The sequence below is a fragment of the Salegentibacter sp. genome (assembly GCF_041642575.1).
Taxonomy (GTDB): Bacteria; Bacteroidota; Bacteroidia; order Flavobacteriales; family Flavobacteriaceae; genus Salegentibacter.
In genome coordinates this window covers 49,597-67,993 of sequence record NZ_JBEPWD010000001.1, presented here as the reverse complement: position 1 = coordinate 67,993, position 18,397 = coordinate 49,597, and the positions used below count along the sequence as shown (strand labels likewise).

The window sequence follows — 18,397 nt, the reverse complement described above, 5'->3', positions numbered from 1 at the left end:
GTAATAAAATTGTGAACCCCTCAATAGGAGGCTTTAAATGCTTTTATTTTTTAATTAGACTGTAAATGTGAGTACTAAGAAAAAGGTTTCAATAACTGACAAAATCAGTATTAAAAATACTCTTCGAATTTATTGTAAAAAGTTTGTGTAAATAAAAGTTTGTTTTAAATTTGCATCCGCATTTAAGCATTGGCCTATGGTGTAACTGGCAACACGTCTGGTTTTGGTCCAGAAGAGTCTAGGTTCGAGCCCTAGTAGGCCAACAAAAATGTAAAACCGAATTCTGAAAAGAATTCGGTTTTTTTGTTTTTATTAGAATAGCCGTGGGGCGAGAAGTTTATCCTGAGCGCAGCGCGATGAAAGAGGGCGTAGTCGAAGGGCCTGTCCCGGTTGGAGCGCTAGCGGAATATCGGGAAGCCCTGGTAGGCCAACAAAATGTAAAAACCGAATTCTGAAAAGAGTTCGGTTTTTTGTTTTTATTAGAATAGCCGTAGGGCGAGAAGTTTATCCTGAGCGCAGCACGATGAAAGAGTGCGTAGTCGAAGGGCCTGTCCCGGTTGGAGCGCTAGCGGAATATCGGGAAGCCCTAGTAGGCCAACAAAAATGTAAAACCGAATTCAGAAATGAGTTCGGTTTTTTTGTTTTTAGAGAGAATTTGCTGGGCGAGAAGCCTGTCCCGATTGGAGCGCTAGCGGAATATCGGGAAGCCCTAGTAGGCCAACAAAATGTAAAAACCGAATTCTGAAAAGAGTTCGGTTTCTTGTTTTACGAGAGGCTGCTGAGCGAGCCACTTTCTTTCCTAATTTTTACGACCGATTTTATTCATAGCCCCGGGAAATTTAGGAGATTCTGGTCTATGGTATATTATTCAAAATATTTGGTCACTTCATCTCTATTTCGCTAAATGCTTTGTAATTTAGTTTCCGTAAATTTTAAACTCAAATCGTGGCCAGAGAATTTTTTAAGGAAAATCATAGTGTCTTTAATACCCTCTTCGAAGCAGCCTCAGAAGGGGTGATCGTAGTAGATAGTAATCAGATAATTGTGACGGTAAACCTTGCTGCTCACGAGATGTTCGGCTACGAGAGTGGTGAGTTGGTTGGGGAGCATCTTAATATCCTTATCCCACCAAATTATAAACCAGATCATTCAAAACATTTCAAAGATTTTCTTTCCCATAGCGAAAAAAGACAAATGGGTCACGGGAGGGAGCTTTTTGGGGTGAGAAAGGATGGGAGTCAGGTTCCGGTGGAAGCAGGCTTAAATCCTTTCAGTATTGATGGAGAAGATTTTGTTATGTCTCTAATTGTAGATATAACCGTAAGGAAGGAAAATCAGCGTCGCATCAGGGAACTGAATGCTGAGCTGGAAGATAAAATTAAAATTCGTACCAAAGAACTTCGGGAAACTGTTGAAGACCTTGAGAAAGAAATTAGCAAAAGAAAGGAAGCCGAAAAACGAATTAAACTAGCCCTGAAACAGGAAAAGGAACTCAATGAGTTGAAAACAAAATTCCTTTCCCTGGTTTCTCATGAATTTAAAACGCCCCTTAGCGGGATTCTGACTTCGGCCACCCTGGCCGGAAAATATGTTACCGGAGAACAGCAGGAAAAACGGGAAAAACACCTTCGAACCATAAAGGATAAGGTGCATTATCTCAATAATATCCTGAATGATTTTCTTTCTCTCGAACGACTGGAATCGGGTAATGTGAATTATAAGTACAGCAGTTTTAGCCTGAATAAGGTGATAAACGATGTGGTTTATAATGCCAATGTCACCTTAAAATATGGGCAGGAAATTGAGTACCCTAAGGATCTTGATGAAGTGACCCTTTATCAGGATGAAAAAATTCTGGATCTGGTATTGTCAAATCTTATAGGTAACGCCATAAAATATTCTCCCGAAAATTCTACTATCCACTTTAAGATTGAGAATAACGATAATATGGTTATTTTTGAAGTTTCTGATGAAGGAATGGGAATTCCTGCCAAAGACCAGAAGCATATCTTTGAACGTTATTTCAGGGCCGAAAATGCCTTGCTAAATCAAGGAACAGGGATTGGGCTCAACATTGTTAAGGTTCACGTAGAAAATATGGGTGGAAAGATTCATTTTGAAAGTGAGGAAAACAAGGGTTCCACCTTTACAGTACAACTGCCTAATTACGAACGTTAAATAGTTTTTATTAAATTTACAGCCATTTTAGATGGTACTTGAACTTTATATTGATGAAGAAAATATTGCTTATTGAAGACGATGTTACGGTAAGAGAAAATACCGCCGAGATTCTTGAATTATCAGATTTTGAGGTGGTGACCGCTTCAGATGGAAAGCAGGGGATAGAAAAGGCGAAAAGCGAATTGCCCAATATAATTGTTTGCGATATTATGATGCCGGAAATGGATGGTTATGATGTATTGACAGAGCTATCTAAAATTCCTGAAACCAGCGGGATTCCCTTCATATTTCTTTCAGCAAAAACTGAGCATAAGGATGTGAGACGCGGAATGGACCTTGGTGCAGACGACTATTTAACCAAGCCTTTTGAAGAATCTGACCTCTTAAGCGCCATTGAAAGCCGGCTTGCTAAAGTGCAAATTTTAAAAAGCGACAAATCGGAACAGGCTCCAAAGGAGCAACAACAAGTTCCAAACCTGGCCGCCTTTAGAGAGTTGATGAAAAAAGGCGAACGTCAAACCTATAAATCAGGGGAAAGCGTTTATGAGGAAGGAAAGACTTCGGTTAACTTTTATATGGTAGACCGTGGCGTTGTAAAAGCCCATAAATTTGATTCCCGCGGAAAAGAAATTATCACCCAGTTATATAAAGATGGAGATTTCTTCGGAAGCCTCAGTTTTAACTCTAATTCTTCATACCGTGAATTTGCCACAGCTATAGAGGAAACTACCCTCTACACACTTTCCAGGGATAAATTAAGAGATATTCTTCATGAGAACAGCCGGCTGAGTATGGAACTTCTTGAGGTGATGAATGAAGATCTCTTCGGAATAAAAGAACAGCTTATCGATATTGCTTATGCTTCAGTGCGTCGGAAAACTGCGAAAACTATTCTGATGTTTGCCAGGGAGATAAAAAAGAATCCTTTGCACAGTATCAGGATCTCCAGAGCTGATTTAGCGGGCGTTGCAGGAATCGCTTCAGAAACATTGATCAGAACTCTTTCCGACTTTAAAAAGGAAGGCCTTATCGAAATTGAAGGGAGAAATGTAAAAATCCTCGATGCCGATAAGCTTGAAAAAATAAACTAAACTGCTTTTTTGAACTAAGCTGACTGCCGTCATATTTGGCTGCGGACTTTCTCTATAATTTTACCACAAATTAGAAAAGGAAATCCATGGCCATTAATGTTTTAATCTTAACCGATTATTCTGCACATGCTTATAATGCAGCCAGATATGCCCTGAATTTGCCCGGTGTTCCTTCGAATTTTTTCATTTTACACGCGGGAGATTCTAACAAAGAGGGCTTAGAGGTATGCATCGAAAAGCTTCGTAAAGAAGCCACAGCGGACGGCCATAAATTTCATTCAATCCTTAAAAATGATAATTTGATTGATGCCACACGAAAAGTAGTGGCCGAGAAGGATATTGATCTAATAGTTATGGGCGCGTCGGGCAGAAGTTCCGATCAAATCAAAGGAATCGGGACGAATACTTATAATGTGTTGAGAAAGGTGAAATGTCCGGTACTTACGGTAACCGAGAACCAGGAATTCAAACCCTGGGAAAATCTGTTCTTCCCTATTGATTATTCAGTGATGTTACACGGCGATATGCTAGAGGTATTTAAAAAGCTGCCTTTGCTGGCTGCTTCGGTTTTCAATGTGTGGGAAATAAATAAACAAAACCAAAACCAACTTGGCGTTATTCGCCAGGAACTCAATACGAGATTAAGCCCCAGAGCTGTAAACTTTAATACCATCGATCAAAGTACCCAACTTGGCGGGCAATTTTGGAAAGATGCTAAATCTTCTGCAAATCTTGTCGTGCTTATGGCGCGTAATTTGAAGATTTCAGATGAATTGTTATTGCATCCTCCAATTAAAGGTGGTGCGCAAGCCTCCAGACCGCCAATTTTAATCCTTCACGGATAACAAAAGTTTCATTCATTTTAGAATCAAACGAATTAGCCCCAAAAAACCTGTTCTTATGAGCAGGTTTTTTATTTTTATTCTCTTGCCTGAAAGATCTTCAGATATAAATGCGAAGACATTTTTCGGGCATTATTCTTTGCACGGTTTGCTAGTTCACCTTCAAAAAGTTCATCGATGGTTTCAAACCAAAGGTTAAGCCACACCCCAAAATGTTTAGATCCTATCTGGTTGTTATTTTCCCGGTCTACTTTTATGTGAGCTTTCTGGGGATTACCACTATACAAACCCTTAAAGAAAAGATTACTCTCCCAGAAATCTGTAAGCTTCTCCAAATGTTCATCCCAGTCATCAATAGATTCGTTGAAGAAATAACCAATTTCCTCATTCCTTCTTACTTTGGAGTAGAAACGGGAAATAAGGGAAAAAACGTCTTCCCGGTTCTGAATATCGTTTCTCATTTGCTTAGATAATATTAATCAGGATAAAGGTCGTTGAGACTGCTAAGCTAAGCAATAAGGAATTGAAGATGATTTTGGGTTTAAATTGTACGAGAATCATGGCGTTAAAGCCCATGCAAATGCTTACCACTGCAAAGAGCTGTAACATGTCTAAAAACCCGTGTCCCTGCATTAAAATTAGCATGGCGGCCACTGAGCCCAGGCAACTGGAAGCGATTATCCCGATGGTGGAATAGCCCATGGGCATTTCTTCAAAATCTGCAAGCAGGTTGTTATAAAGTTTCATTTTAGTGATTTTAAGTTGAAGAAGTAAATTTATCCCGCTTGCTGCCCGATACTTATGACTCAAATCATAAGCAAAAAGCCTTAAAGCCCGAAAACATAATGTTTCCGGGCTTTAAGGCTAAAAATTTAAGTTCTTTATTTTTTGAACCTTAAGAAAGTTTCTTCTTCCAGGTTCTCCCGGTGGTCGGGATGAGCGATGGAGATAAGTGCTTTTGCTCGCTGTTTGAGATTTTTTCCGTAGAGATCTACTATACCATATTCTGTGGCGATATAATGCACATGAGCCCGTGTAGTGGTCACTCCGGCGCCTTCCTTTAGAAAAGGGACAATTTTAGAAATTCCTTTTGTAGTTACCGAGGGCATTGCGATAATAGGTTTTCCCCCTTCTGAAAGTGATGCGCCACGAATAAAGTCCATTTGCCCGCCAACTCCGGAATACTGATATTTTCCAATAGTATCGGCGCAAACCTGCCCGGTAAGATCTATCTCCAGGGCACTATTGATGGCCGTAACCTTTGGATTCTGACGTATTATCGCGGTATCATTGGTATAGCCAGCTTCCTTAAAATGTACTATTGGATTATCATCGATGAAATCGTAGAGCTTCTGCGATCCCATAGCAAAACAAGTCACCAGTTTCCCGGTTTTTACCTCCTTCATTTCGCCAGTGATCACTCCGGATTCTACAAGCGGTAGGATCCCGTCTGAAAATAATTCGGTGTGAATTCCCAGGCGTTTGTGATTTTTGAGATTGTTTAATACCACGTTGGGAATTCCGCCAATACCCATTTGCAGGGTTGCACCATCTTCAATAAGCCCCGCAACATGCTTTCCTATTTGAGTCTCAACTTCTGTTGGCTCGGTAAAATTTAGGGTAAATATAGGATGATCTACCTCACAGGCAGCCTCGATACGACTGATATGAATATTTCCATCGCCATGACTTCTTGGGACCTGCGGATTGATTTGGGCAATAACTTTTTTTGCTGTTTGAATGGCCGGCAGAGTTATGTCTACTGAAACTCCCAGGGAGCAATACCCGTGCTTATCCGGTGGGGAAACCTGAATAAAAGCCACATCCAGTGGCAAAATACTTCTTCGGAAGAGCAGGTGCATTTCACTAAGAAAAATCGGAATATAGGCGCCAATTGAAGAGTTTACCGCCTCTCTCACGTTTCCGGCTACAAAACAGCTGTTGGTTATAAAGGAATCGCTAAAAGGTTTTTGAGTGTATTTAGCATTTCCTTCAGTATGAATTTGGATGATCTCAACCTCGCTTATTTCCTTGTGTCTTTCGCTTAATGCATCTATCAAAGTGTTAGGAGTCATTGCGGCTCCCTGAAAGAATACCCGATCCCCCGATTTTACTACCGAAACCGCTTCAGCAGGAGAGACAATTTTGAGATTGGCCATATATTTATGCTTTTATATTAAATTTGAAATTAATGCTTATCTCTTCTTCGATAACAATTAATCCAAACATTTTACTTGGAGCTTCCAAATCGAAATCTTTGATATTTAATGCAAGATTCCCTTCAAAACAGAGTTGTTCATCGCCGGTGACCTTTACCGGGAAACGGTAATTTTTATTCTTTCCTGCAATTTCAAAATTTAAAGTGACATGAGCATTTTCTTCGTCGTTCATTTCAATTTTCTGAATTCTCAGAAGTATTTCCGGATGGTTCTTGGTTTTGAGAAGTTCCCTGAAGTCTTTATTGATCCTTTTGTTTCCGCAGTCAAAATTCCTGTTCTTCAAAGGAAGTATGCTGTTTTTGAAATTCAACATATCATTATTATTAGAAAAATGTACGGTTAGAATCTGGTTTTCAAAATACAGGGTGTTGAACTCACATTCAAACTGACTAACATTGGTGTTTCCCGAAATACTTAAATTGCTCTCGGGCAGAATTTCAATTTCGCGGGTTTCCAAATTGGGTTGTGCAATACCTGCCAAACTTGAAATCAGAAGACTAAATAGTAACAGGTAGGTTTTCATTTCTTTCTTTTTTAGCGATTTTTATTAAGGCAAAATATCATTATAATATAGCGAAATCCTTGCCAAAATGATATAAAAAACCCCGGGATAACCTTTTGAAGGTTAAGCCCGGGGCTACTCTCAACTTAAAAACTAATGGCTGCTTCTACCATTAACCCGTTGAACTGTCCTCCATGTAATGGGTTGCTTACACTGTAACCGTCATAGTTTTGGTTAACATACTCTAACTTGGCAACAATGTTTTTAGTCATAAACCATCCTGCAGATAGTTGAACTCTATCGATATCAATATCGTCACCGTTTGAATGATCACCACTTACAGTGTTGTATCGTCCGGCGATGTAAAGATTCTCGTTTTGTCCAAAACGGTAGATCAATTCTCCGGCAAGTTGGGTGAAAGTACGATCCTCTGTTTGAGAAGCTTGTTTTCCACTTGAGGTTTCAAAAGTTCCGAAGAATTCAAGTCCACCATACTTTAAGAATGGGTTTACCATAAAGGCAGTTACTTCATTTCCAAAACGTGGGTTGTATCTACCAGAGGCAAAACCTTCTCCCATAACATGATAGTATCTTGAACCTGCACGGTCTGCACCGTAAAGGTAAGAGCTGGCTACTTTATTAGTGTGGTAAACAGATCCGGTTAATCTTAATCTAAGATCATCTGGAGTTGCAGTTTCATAGTTATCATAACCTAATTTGGCTAACCAGCTTACTCCGTTTGCATCTGGATTAACAACAGACTGATTTAATTTTCCGTTGGAAGCACCAACCATCCCTATAAATCCATTAGTTCTGTAGTAAACTTCAGCACCAACTTCAGTGGTAAAGGAATCCATGATATAGTTTCCAACAAATGGGTTCTGTAGGGCTTGAGCGTTATCTGTTCTTCTAAAGTGTGCATCACCATAGTTGTTCTCCATGTGACCAATCTTCACGGTAACCTTGTTCATCAGGTCTTCCATAAATCCGGGGCGGATGAATTCTAATTTGTCAATTTGGATATAACCATCTTTTACGTATGGTTCCGGGTGGTGACGTGAAGACAGGTAAGTTCTCAAGTGCATTCTTACACCTTCGTATAACTGTACATCAAGATCCAGGTTAGCAGTAGGCAGGTTAAAGTTCGCGCCTATTTCTGGTAATCTTCCGGGAGTTCCGTCTTCGTTAGTCCATTGTCCTGCAGATTCGTGATCTAAAGCCTGGAATTGTACGGTAGAAGCTCCGCCTACTCTTACTCTTACTCCATCAAAAGTACTTACTGTATCTTTTGGTGCCTCGAACATATTGATTCCTCTTTGATCTAGTGGTCTCCAGTTATCAACATCTCTAAGGAGGTCCTGCGCTTGTGCTTGAAAGCCAAACACTGCAAGCAAAATAAAGCCGAAATATTTAATTGAATTTTTCATTTTTTTAATTGTTTAAATTTAATAGATTGATTATTTAGTAAAGTTTGTATTGAATTTAATTATTACATCTTCTCCTGTTGTAATAGTCCCGAACATAGCAGTAGGAGGATCTATTTTGAAATCGGTCATGTTTAAAGGTTTCTCTCCTGAAATCTTGATGCTGTTCGCGTCAACTTTCATGGTGAAATCAAGCGGAATTTGCTTAGAGACTCCGGCGATCTTCAAGGTTCCAACACCTTTTACATTATAAGTGCCGTTTCCGGTGTCCTGGAAATCTTTAACCTCATCCAGTTTGAACTCGATGTTTTTGTGCTTATCGGTATTTAAAGCTTTGTAAGTGTTCTTGTCCATACCACCTTTTCCGCTTTTCAAACTTTCAGCCGGAATAGTTGCCTGTAGACTTTGAAGACCGGTGATTTTTCCATCCTCAGATTCTAATACAGCACTTCCTGATTTTTTTTCAGCATTTAATTCCCAGTCGTGAATATTAGATGTTCCTTCAACTTTTATATCGGAAGAGGATTGCATTTTGAAATTCTGACTTTGGGCTGTGCCTAATACGAATAGAAAGAGTACTAGGGCGATTGATATTGAACTTCTCATGATATTAGGTTTTTAAGTTTGGTACAAAGTTGCACCAGAAATCCTGCGGAATTTATGACGGCAGTCAGATTTTTGAATATTTAAGCGGCAATTTGCTGGAAAAGGGGATTTTCAGGAAGGATTTTTAAACAATTAGAAAAGACATAAAAAACGGAAATAGCATTCAAGTAGCTGTAAATCAGTATATTATGATGTTTTTTGCTCTTTGTAAGTGTGTAACATAAGTGTCATTGTATATGACTAATAAATTGTATGCAAGGAAAAAGAGGATTGAGATTCCTTTTTTTAATAATAAAGTTCGTCTGTCTTTAAATTTAAGAAGCGGGAAGTGGCAAAGAAAGTACTAAGCCAGGTAATAAGTATACCGGTGAAGAAAACTCCAATAAATAAGGCAGCAAGTATCTTTACATCTCCGGCAAGGTTGAGTTCAGGGAAACTGCTGTCTAAATAGAATAGCATTGCGGCCATTCCTATGAGGGCAAGTACAGCCCCTATCATTCCTAATTTTATACTTTGCCAGATAAACGGCCTGCGAATAAAGCCCTTGGTGGCGCCAACCATTTGCATGGTCTTTATAATGAACCTTTTTGAATAGACCGAAAGTCTTATGGAGCTGTTTATAAGCAATACTGCTATAAAAGTGAAAACCCCGCTAGCGATAAGTACCCAAAAACTAATCTTCTTTACGTTATCATTTAATAAGGAAATTAGTGGTTTATCGTATACCACTTCATCCACGAAATTCCTGGCAGTAAGTTCGCCGGCTATCTCGTCTACCTGTTCTGCCGAAACATAATCGGCATTCATATATACATCTATAGAATTCTGCAAGGGATTATAACCGAGAAAGTCCATAAAATCCTCGCCAATTTCCTTGCTGTGAGCCTCTGCAGCATCCTCCTTGGAAACATAGGTGGTGGATTTTGTGTATTCAGCCATAGCGAGGCTCTTCTTGAGCTCTTCTATTTCCACCTCTTTCGCCGAGTCTTTAAAATATACGGTAAGAGCGATCTGTTCCTTAAAATGATCGGCTACTTTTTTGGTATTGAGTACCAATAATCCCAGCATCCCTAATAAAAACAGGACCAAACCAATACTTATAACAACTGAAAAATAAGAAGAAATCAACCTGCGTTTCTGGTACTTTTCAAAAGATGTGCTCATAGGGCGACCCGGGTATTTTTTGTAAAAATAAAAAAGTTAAGCGTTCAATTTCTTTAAAACGTTTAAAGTTTGGAAAAATTAGTAGAGAATAAAATTTTTTACCACGAAACCTCGGTTTTTTAGGTTCGTTCCCTTGGTAATTTTACTTTTATAAGGGAAAGCATGAATGATATGAATATTATAATCTTCGGAATTGGAGGTGTGGGTGGTTACTTTGGCGGGAAACTCGCCCAGGCGGGTTTTGAGGTGACTATGATTGCCCGCGGAAAACACCTGGAAGCGATAAGGCAGAACGGGCTCGAAGTGGAAAGCATCAACGGAAACTTTAAAGTAAAGCCCAAACTCGCTACCGATAATTTAGCTGAAATTCCTGTTCCAGATTTCGTAATCCTGGGAGTGAAATCCTGGCAAATTCGGGAAGTGGCAAAACAGCTAAAACCCATCATTTCAGCTGAAACGATGGTCTTGCCGTTACAAAATGGTGCTGATAATGTTGAAAAGCTCCTGGAAATCCTTCAAAAGAAAAACGTGCTGGCAGGGCTTTGCCATATTGTGAGTTTTGTAGAAAAACCTGGTAAGATCAAACATGTTTCTTTTGAACCGCGAATTACTTTCGGAGAGATCGATAACTCAGAATCAAAAAGAATTCAAGAATTGAAATCGGTTTTTGATAAAGCCGGGATCACCAGTTTTAATCCAGACAATATTCAGCTGGAGATCTGGAAGAAGTTTTTGTTCATCACCACCATCAGCGGCCTCGGCGGATTAACAAGAGTTTCCATAGATAAAATAAGGGAAAGTGACTATTTGTATGAGCTTTTACAAAAAACCGCGCAGGAAATTAAGTTGGTAGCCAATGCTAAGGGAATCCCTTTAGTAGAAGGACATTTGGAAAAAGCTTTTGAGATTATTCAAAAACAACCTCCGGGAACAACTGCTTCTACCCAGCGGGATATTATGGCCGGCCGGCCTTCAGAATTAGAAAATTTCAATGGTTTTATCGTGAAAGAAGCCAAAAAATTAAAGATTTCAACACCCGTAAATAAAATGATTTACGAGTGTTTACTGCCTATGGAAAGGGAAGCAAGGAATAGTTAACTATTCCCCATTTTCCCCGTTCAAATCCAGTTCTGTAAAATATTCATCGATAATCATAGTGAGGCACCCGTTAACCTGCAAATGCTCCAAAGATTTCGTTTCATTATCCAGTTGTATAGTTTTAATTTCGAACGGCAAGCCGTGGATTTGCAATTTGAAATTTTTACAATCGGAGTCAAAAGACCCTTCCTTATGCTGCTGAATGATCAGTTGGTTTTTTCGGCCGGTAAGTTTAAAACTTCTTAAGCAAAAACGACCTTTGGTATAGTCGTAGCCATCCTGGGCATCTTCAAAGAATTGTGAATCTTCTTTGCCCTCTTTATAATAAACATCTAAAGTTACTTCTTCTATCTTTTTCTCCCCAACATGCTGCTGAACGGGATACTTGGGAATAATTGCACCTTCTTTAATAAATACCGGCATGCTGTCTATATCTGCATCTACCCACATTTCCTTGCCGCCTTTTACCAGTTCATCGGTCCAGTAATTATACCAGTTACCTCTCGGGATATACATACGTCTTCCTCTTGCATTAGGCTCCAGAACGGGGCAGGCAAGAATACTATTACCAAATAGGAACTCATCTATTCTGTAATGGGTGTTTACGTCTTCCTGGTCAAACATCACCAAAGATTTTATCATTGGAACGCCTTTTTCGGTATAATCCCAGAAAGCAGTGTATAAATAAGGCAATAGCTGGTAGCGCAGTTCAATAAATTTGCGCACGATATCGGTTATATCTTCATCAAAAGTCCAGGGTTCCTGGTCGCCGTGATCTCCCGATGAATGCACCCTGAAAAAAGGGTGAAAAGTCGCCAGCTGAATCCACCTGGCAAAAAGTTCCCCGTGGGGTTGTTCAGCAAAGCCCCCAACATCACTGCCGGAAAATGAAAAACCAGACATCGCCAGGCGCTGTACCTGAACGTTGGCAATCCACAAATGCTCCCAGTTTGCGATATTATCTCCGGTCCAGGTTGAGGTGTAACGCTGGGTCCCGGAATATGCCGCCCTGGTGATTACAAATGGCCTTTTTGGATGGGAGAATTTCTTCACGCCCTGGTAGGTCGCTCTTGCCATCTGCATCCCGTAAATGTTATGAGCCTTTCTATGGCTGCATGGGTTTCCGTCGTAATCGTGTCTTACATCATGTGGAAATGTTTTATTCGGAACTTCCATCACGGCAGGCTCGTTCATATCGTTCCAAATGCCCTTAACCCCAATGTCTTCAATTAATTCTTTGAAAAGTCCTGACCACCATTCCCTGACTTTCTCGTTAGTGAAATCGGGGAAATAACATTCGCCCGGCCAAACTTTTCCTTTAATATAAGGTCCATCTGCTCGTTTACAGAAATAGTCATTTTCCAGCCCTTCTTTATAGACCCAGTAATTCTTATCGATTTTAATCCCCGGATCTATGATCGCCACGGTTTTAAAACCATCTGCTTCAAGTTCCTTTACCATTCGTTTTGGGTCTGGGAAATATTCTTTGTTCCAGGTAAAACACCTGAAACCTTCCATATAATCAATATCCAGGTAAATTGCATCACAAGGGATTTTCAGCTCCCTAAATTTAGAAGTGATTTCCTTCACCTTACTTTCGGGATAATAACTCCATTTGCATTGATGAAAACCAAGAGCCCAAAGTGGAGGTAAATCTGGTTTTCCGGTGAGATCGGTATAATATTCTACAACATCGGTCATTTTAGGACCGTAGATAAAATAATAATTCATCTCGCCACCCTGCGCCCAAAAACTGGTTACAAATCGTCGTTCCTGTGCAAAATCAAAATAAGACCTGAAGGTATTGTCAAAGAAAATTCCGTAGGCTTTCTTGTTGTGAAGCCCGGTGTAAAATGGAATGGTTTTATAGATAGGATCGGTATCTTTTCCGTAGGCATAAGAATCGGTTACCCAATTTTCGAAGCGTTTCCCCTTCATGTTTAAATGCCCCGGTTTATCACCCAGGCCAAAATAGCTCTCTCCGTCGTGGGAAACCTTGCTCATTTTTACGATATCGCCACCAAACTCATAGCTCTCTTCCCAATGAAAACCAAATTCATCTTCATTGATCAAGGTTCCGTCTGCACGATCATAAATCTTAACTCTTAAACCCTTCTTGGAAACTTCACAGATTATCTTGGTAGTGGTGATACTGTAAAAATCCTCTTTTTCTTCAATATCCAACTGGTTGTATCCAATGCTGGCATATTTAGAAATGGCATAAGAAAAATCGTTCGCAAACATCCCTGTAGTAGAATATCTAAAACGCAATAAACCATCCCTGAGGATGGTGATTTGTAAAGCGACATCATTTTCGGTGGTAAAATATAGGGTATCAACATCCTTCCGGAAGGAATTTACCCTCGATGGAAAAGTATTTCCTTTTTGTTCTAACTCGGTATTTGTGATCATAATTTATAAAATTACTCACTAAGTGAGATTTAAAATATGCTGGTGCCTACTTTCTTTAGAGTAATTGATGGCCCGATATTCAGAGTTTTCTGGTAACGTATAAAGTGGTAAAAGAACTGAATAGTTTCCATATATAAGTTGCTGTTCACAAAATATTTATAAGCGTTTATTAACTATAACTATGTAGTTGATTTAATTAAGACGAATATTTAAAAGCCAGCATCGCCAATGGCGGAATATCTATTACTGCTGAATATTTCCTGGAGTGCCAGGCATTGTTGGTAGTTGTTTTATTTGAATTTGTATAATTTCCTGTTCCGAAGAATTGCTTCTTATCGCTGTTGAAAACTTCTTCAAGCTTACCCTCTTCCGGCAGTCCTATTCGATAATTTTCCCGTGGAATGGGGGTTAAATTGCAAACAATAATCAGATTGTCTTTAGGCTCATTTCCTTTTCTGATAAAACTCATAACCGAATTCTCGGCATCTTTGTAATCGATCCACTCAAAACCCTCGGGCACGAATTGTTTTTCATATAAAGCCGGCTGGGATTTATAGAATTCATTCAGAGCTTTTATCAATTCCTGAATTCCTTTATGAGAGTCATATTCCAGTAAATGCCAGTCTAAACTCTTCTGAAAATCCCATTCCTCACTTTGCCCAAATTCACAACCCTGAAACAATAATTTTGTCCCCGGATGAGTGAACATATACGAATAAAGTACCCGTAAGTTGGCAAAACGCTGCCATTCGTCTCCCGGCATTCTTCCTAAAATAGAATGTTTGCCGTAAACCACTTCATCGTGAGAAAGCGGAAGCATAAAATTTTCGGTAAAGGCGTAGGTGAGAGAAAAAGTAATATTGTTCTGGTGATGTTTACGGTAAATAGGCTCTTTGCCAAAATACTGAAGCGTATCGTGCATCCAGCCCATCATCCACTTCATCCCGAAACCGAGTCCGCCGAGAAACACGGGTTTTGAAACCCCGCTGTGGGCGGTAGATTCTTCGGCAATGGTTTGTACATCGGGGAAAGAAGCATAAACTTCTTTGTTGAGTTCTTCCAGGAACGATATCGCCTCCAGATTCTGATTTCCACCAAACTGATTGGGTTCCCATTCGCCTGCTTCCCGTGAATAATCAAGATAAAGGATGGAAGCCACTGCATCTACCCGTATCCCGTCAATATGAAATTGCTCTAACCAGTATAACGCATTGCTGATCAAAAACGCCCTTACCTCGTTTCGGTTGTAATTAAAGATCAAACTTTTCCAGTCGGGATGATAGCCTCTTTTTGGGTCTGGATGCTCATAGAGGTGAGTTCCGTCGAAATAACCCAAGCCGTGGCTGTCTTCCGGAAAATGAGAAGGCACCCAATCCAGGATCACCCCAATATCATTTTCGTGGAGTTTATCTACCAGATATTTGAATTCATCCGGATATCCAAATCGTGAGGTTGGCGCGAAATACCCGGTAATTTGATATCCCCAACTTGGGTCGTAGGGATATTCCATAATAGGCATGAATTCCACGTGCGTAAAGCCCATTTCTTTAACATAGGAAACCAGCTCACTGGCGAGTTCCCAGTAAGAAAGCGACCGGTTTTCTTCAGTTTTCTTCTTCCAGGAAGATAAATGCACTTCATAAACTGAATAAGGAGCATTTAAGGAATTATGTTTTTTACGTTTTTTCAGCCAGGATTTATCCTTCCATTTATAATCGTCTTCCCAGACAACAGAAGCTGTATTTGGCGGATGCTCACATCGCCTGGCATAAGGATCGGCTTTTTCGGTAATAATCCCGTTGTGGTGGCTGTGGATTTTATACTTGTATAAATTCCCTTTTTCAACATTCGGAATAAAACCTTCCCAAATTCCGCTACCGTCCCAACGCACATTTAACTGATGCTTGCCATCTTTCCAGGAATTGAAATTACCAATCACCGAAACCTGTTTGGCGCCGGGAGCCCAAACCGAAAAATACGTCCCTTTAGCCTTATTGAGCGTGATGGGATGGGAACCAAATTTCTCGTACAGGCGAAAATGTTTACCCGATTTAAACAGGTTAATATCAAATTCTGAAAATAAACTATGCGTTATAACTTTTGTCATATTATCCTATGGTTGTTCCGGGTGGAAGTACCGCTTCTTTCTTAAGCACTACAATTCCCTCTTTTATTACGTAAGCATCCGTTTCTGCATCCTCTAAATGAGGACCGCCGTTAATAGTTGTATTATCTCCAATTCTACAACTCTTATCGATAATGGCATTAGTTATTTTACAATTTTCTCCTATTCCTGCAAGGATTTCAATCTTATTCCCTTCAATTTCTTCCAAAGATTCATAGAAATCGCTTCCCATCATGTAACAGTTTTTAATAACCGAACCTTTGCCTATCCTTGACCTGATCCCTATTACTGAAGATTCAATTTCATCGGCATGGATGATACAGCCTTCAGCGATTACCGCTTTTTTCAGTTTTGTTCCTGAAATTTTGGAAGTGGGGAGAATCCTCGCCCGGGTGTAAACCCTGTTCTCCATATCGTAAAGGTTAAACATCGGAATATCCTCGGTTAAACCAATATTTGCTTCGAAAAAAGACTCTATATTTCCAATATCTGTCCAGTAACCTTCAAATTGGTAACCACATACTTTTTTGTTTCCTATCGCCTGCGGAATGATCTCTTTCCCGAAATCTACAGTATTGGGGTCGGCCATTAGGTCTTCCAGCAATTTGCGATTAAAAACGTATATTCCCATAGAACCAAGGTAGGATCGGCCTTCTGACTCCATTTCCGGGCCGGTTGGCGAAGTCCAGTCGGGTAAAAGTTCAGATTTCGGTTTTTCAATAAACGAAGTAATATTATTATCATTATCGGTTTTCATAATCCCGAAACTCGGAGCTTCTTTCGCATTTACCGGAACGGTACCAATGGTAATATCGGCGCCGGTATCGATATGCTGTTGGATCATTTTATTATAATCCATATGATATAATTGATCCCCGGAAAGGATAAGGAAATAATCAAATGTATGTTTCTTGAAATGGTGCATTCCCTGTCTAACGGCATCTGCAGTGCCCTGGTACCAGGTTTTGTTGTGGGGAGTTTGTTCTGCCGCTAAAACATCTACAAAAGCGGAACTGAAAAAACTAAAATGATAAGTATTTTTAATATGCTTGTTTAAAGAAGCCGAATTAAACTGCGTTAACACATACATCCTTTTTAGGTTTGCATTAATGCAGTTGGAAATAGGAATATCTACCAGGCGGTACTTACCGGCAATAGGTACTGCGGGTTTAGATCTGCTTTCTGTTAATGGGTGGAGCCTGGTGCCCTGACCGCCACCAAGAATAACTGATAATACTTTGTCGTTTAACATGTTTAGCCGCTTTTTAATGAGTTATACAAATCGATATACTGTTGAGCCGACACATTCCAGGAATGGTCAATGCCCATAATATATTTTCTGGTTTTTTTAAATGCAGGCTGGTCCTTATAAAATACCATAGCCCTGGTTAAAGTTTTTTGAATATCAATTTCTGAAGCTTCCCGGTGGGTAAAACCAAAGCCGCCTTCTTCAATATCTATCACCGTGTCTTTTAAACCGCCAATACTTCGCACTACGGGAATGGTACCATAACGAAGGGAATAAAGCTGATTCAATCCGCAGGGTTCTACCCGGGAAGGCATCAAGAGGAAATCGGCGCCGGCGTAGATGAGGTGCGAGAGCTTTTCATCGTAACCAATAAAAGTATTGTAAACACCTTTGTGTTTTTTCTTCAGATTTTCTAATGCGCTTTCAACTTCTGGATTGCCGGAACCTAAAATAAGGATACTGCATTCCTTTTTTGAAAGTATTTTATCTAAAACTGCCGGTAGGAGATCGGCGCCTTTTTCATAGACCAGCCTTCCAATAAAAGCGAATAGAGGCTTTGAAGCCGAAAATCCAAACTCCTTACACAACCATTTCTTGTTGGCTGTTTTCCCGGTTTGAATATTCTTAGCCGAATAATTTTTTACGATAAACTCATCGGTTTGGGGATTCCATACGTCTGAGTCAATTCCGTTTAGGATACCAACACATTTTTCATGTTCGTGGCTGAGTAAACCTTCCAGGCCGTTTGCAGCCTGTTGCAATTCCTCCATATAACTCGGCGAAACTGTGGTCACGCGCCAGGCGCATTTTATTCCTGCTGCTAAGGGATTTATAACTCCATCCCAATCGAGCAAGCCAATATGATTAATGTCAAAAGCAGGGAGATAATGGACTTTATCGTGCGAAAACCACCCCTGGTACTGCGCGTTGTGAATGGTTAGAATGGTAGGAATTCCATTCAGTGACTCATATTTGAAACATTCCTGAGCCATAAAGGGAATTAATCCGGTGTGATGATCGTGACAGTGAATTACGGAAGGTTTTTCTTTTAAAGTAAGTATCCAATCCATCACCGCGATCTGAAAAGCCGTAAAACGCGCGGTATCATCTTCAGAATAAACAAAATCCTTAAATAGAAGTTCCGGAATATCCACAAACAGGACTTCGATATCTAAAACCTCTTCTTTTAATTTCAGGATTTCATACTGGTAGGTGTTTTCCCCCAGAATCAATTCCGACTCGTAAACACTTTTGAATTTGTGAGCAGCGGTGAATTTATTATCATAAAAAGGCGTCACCACCCGGGCGTTGGCTCCGGCCTCCTGCTGGTATTTTGGCAAAGAACCCACAACATCACCCAGACCTCCAACTTTTGCGATTGGGTAACATTCGGCGCTTACGTGTATCACGTTCATATTGAAATCTTTGAAAGATTATTGAGTTAGTCAGGTTTTTTTGATGACTATAAGGTTGTTGTATTGTAA

At 40.0% G+C, this 18,397-nt stretch carries 17 protein-coding genes and 1 tRNA gene; 7 read left to right on the top strand and 11 right to left on the bottom strand.

Going from position 1 to position 18,397, the window contains the following annotated elements; translation table 11 throughout:
- Positions 1-190: 190 nt before the first annotated feature.
- The 6 genes from ACESK1_RS00305 (at position 191) to ACESK1_RS00280 (ending at position 4,117) form a co-directional block, all read left to right on the top strand.
- A tRNA-Gln gene (locus ACESK1_RS00305) sits at positions 191-263 on the top strand.
- Positions 264-323: 60 nt separating this feature from the next.
- The gene (locus tag ACESK1_RS00300) at positions 324-455 is read left to right on the top strand and encodes a hypothetical protein (protein WP_372916725.1); all 132 of its coding nucleotides are present in this window, start codon (positions 324-326) and stop codon (positions 453-455) included.
- Between the two features lie 68 nt (positions 456-523).
- Entirely contained in the window at positions 524-745 is a 222-nt protein-coding gene (locus ACESK1_RS00295; protein WP_372916723.1) for a hypothetical protein, read from the top strand.
- 200 nt (positions 746-945) lie between these two features.
- The gene (locus ACESK1_RS00290; protein ID WP_372916721.1) at positions 946-2,178 is read left to right on the top strand and encodes an ATP-binding protein; all 1,233 of its coding nucleotides are present in this window, start codon (positions 946-948) and stop codon (positions 2,176-2,178) included.
- 53 nt (positions 2,179-2,231) lie between these two features.
- Positions 2,232-3,272, top strand: a complete 1,041-nt coding sequence (locus ACESK1_RS00285) for a response regulator (RefSeq protein WP_372916719.1) — start codon at positions 2,232-2,234, stop codon at positions 3,270-3,272.
- 86 nt (positions 3,273-3,358) lie between these two features.
- On the top strand, positions 3,359-4,117 hold the full coding sequence (locus tag ACESK1_RS00280) for a universal stress protein (protein ID WP_372916717.1): 759 nt from the start codon (positions 3,359-3,361) through the stop codon (positions 4,115-4,117).
- Between the two features lie 74 nt (positions 4,118-4,191).
- On the opposite strand, the gene ACESK1_RS00275 is transcribed toward ACESK1_RS00280, so the two are convergent.
- From ACESK1_RS00275 to ACESK1_RS00245, 7 genes are all read right to left on the bottom strand, one after another.
- Complete coding sequence (locus ACESK1_RS00275; protein ID WP_372916715.1) at positions 4,192-4,575, bottom strand: group III truncated hemoglobin; 384 nt, start codon at positions 4,573-4,575, stop codon at positions 4,192-4,194.
- A gap of 4 nt (positions 4,576-4,579) precedes the next feature.
- Positions 4,580-4,861, bottom strand: a complete 282-nt coding sequence (locus tag ACESK1_RS00270; RefSeq protein WP_372916713.1) for a hypothetical protein — start codon at positions 4,859-4,861, stop codon at positions 4,580-4,582.
- A gap of 134 nt (positions 4,862-4,995) precedes the next feature.
- Positions 4,996-6,273, bottom strand: a complete 1,278-nt coding sequence (locus ACESK1_RS00265) for an acetyl-CoA hydrolase/transferase family protein (protein ID WP_372916711.1) — start codon at positions 6,271-6,273, stop codon at positions 4,996-4,998.
- 4 nt (positions 6,274-6,277) lie between these two features.
- Complete coding sequence (locus ACESK1_RS00260; protein ID WP_372916709.1) at positions 6,278-6,856, bottom strand: YceI family protein; 579 nt, start codon at positions 6,854-6,856, stop codon at positions 6,278-6,280.
- Between the two features lie 125 nt (positions 6,857-6,981).
- A complete protein-coding gene (locus ACESK1_RS00255; RefSeq protein ID WP_372916707.1) occupies positions 6,982-8,262 on the bottom strand; it encodes a hypothetical protein in 1,281 nt (426 codons plus the stop codon).
- Positions 8,263-8,292: 30 nt separating this feature from the next.
- A complete protein-coding gene (locus ACESK1_RS00250; RefSeq protein WP_372916705.1) occupies positions 8,293-8,865 on the bottom strand; it encodes a YceI family protein in 573 nt (190 codons plus the stop codon).
- Between the two features lie 285 nt (positions 8,866-9,150).
- Positions 9,151-10,029, bottom strand: coding sequence for a cell division protein FtsX (locus tag ACESK1_RS00245; protein ID WP_372916703.1), 879 nt, complete (start codon positions 10,027-10,029; stop codon positions 9,151-9,153).
- 171 nt (positions 10,030-10,200) lie between these two features.
- On the opposite strand from ACESK1_RS00245, the gene ACESK1_RS00240 reads away from it, so the two are divergent.
- A complete protein-coding gene (locus ACESK1_RS00240; protein ID WP_372916701.1) occupies positions 10,201-11,127 on the top strand; it encodes a ketopantoate reductase family protein in 927 nt (308 codons plus the stop codon).
- Here the strand turns inward: ACESK1_RS00240 and ACESK1_RS00235 are convergent, their stop codons facing one another.
- From ACESK1_RS00235 to ACESK1_RS00220, 4 genes are all read right to left on the bottom strand, one after another.
- Positions 11,128-13,539: a glycoside hydrolase family 31 protein gene (locus ACESK1_RS00235; protein WP_372916699.1), complete on the bottom strand. Its 2,412-nt coding sequence runs from the start codon at positions 13,537-13,539 to the stop codon at positions 11,128-11,130. It abuts the gene before it with no gap.
- A gap of 196 nt (positions 13,540-13,735) precedes the next feature.
- Positions 13,736-15,646: a 1,4-alpha-glucan branching protein GlgB gene (gene glgB / locus ACESK1_RS00230; protein ID WP_372916697.1), complete on the bottom strand. Its 1,911-nt coding sequence runs from the start codon at positions 15,644-15,646 to the stop codon at positions 13,736-13,738.
- A gap of 1 nt (position 15,647) precedes the next feature.
- Positions 15,648-16,916 carry a glucose-1-phosphate adenylyltransferase gene (locus ACESK1_RS00225; RefSeq protein WP_372916695.1) on the bottom strand — a complete coding sequence of 423 codons (1,269 nt, stop codon included), beginning with the start codon at positions 16,914-16,916 and terminating at the stop codon, positions 15,648-15,650.
- Between the two features lie 2 nt (positions 16,917-16,918).
- Complete coding sequence (locus tag ACESK1_RS00220) at positions 16,919-18,328, bottom strand: glycogen synthase (RefSeq protein ID WP_372916694.1); 1,410 nt, start codon at positions 18,326-18,328, stop codon at positions 16,919-16,921.
- Positions 18,329-18,397: the final 69 nt, after the last annotated feature.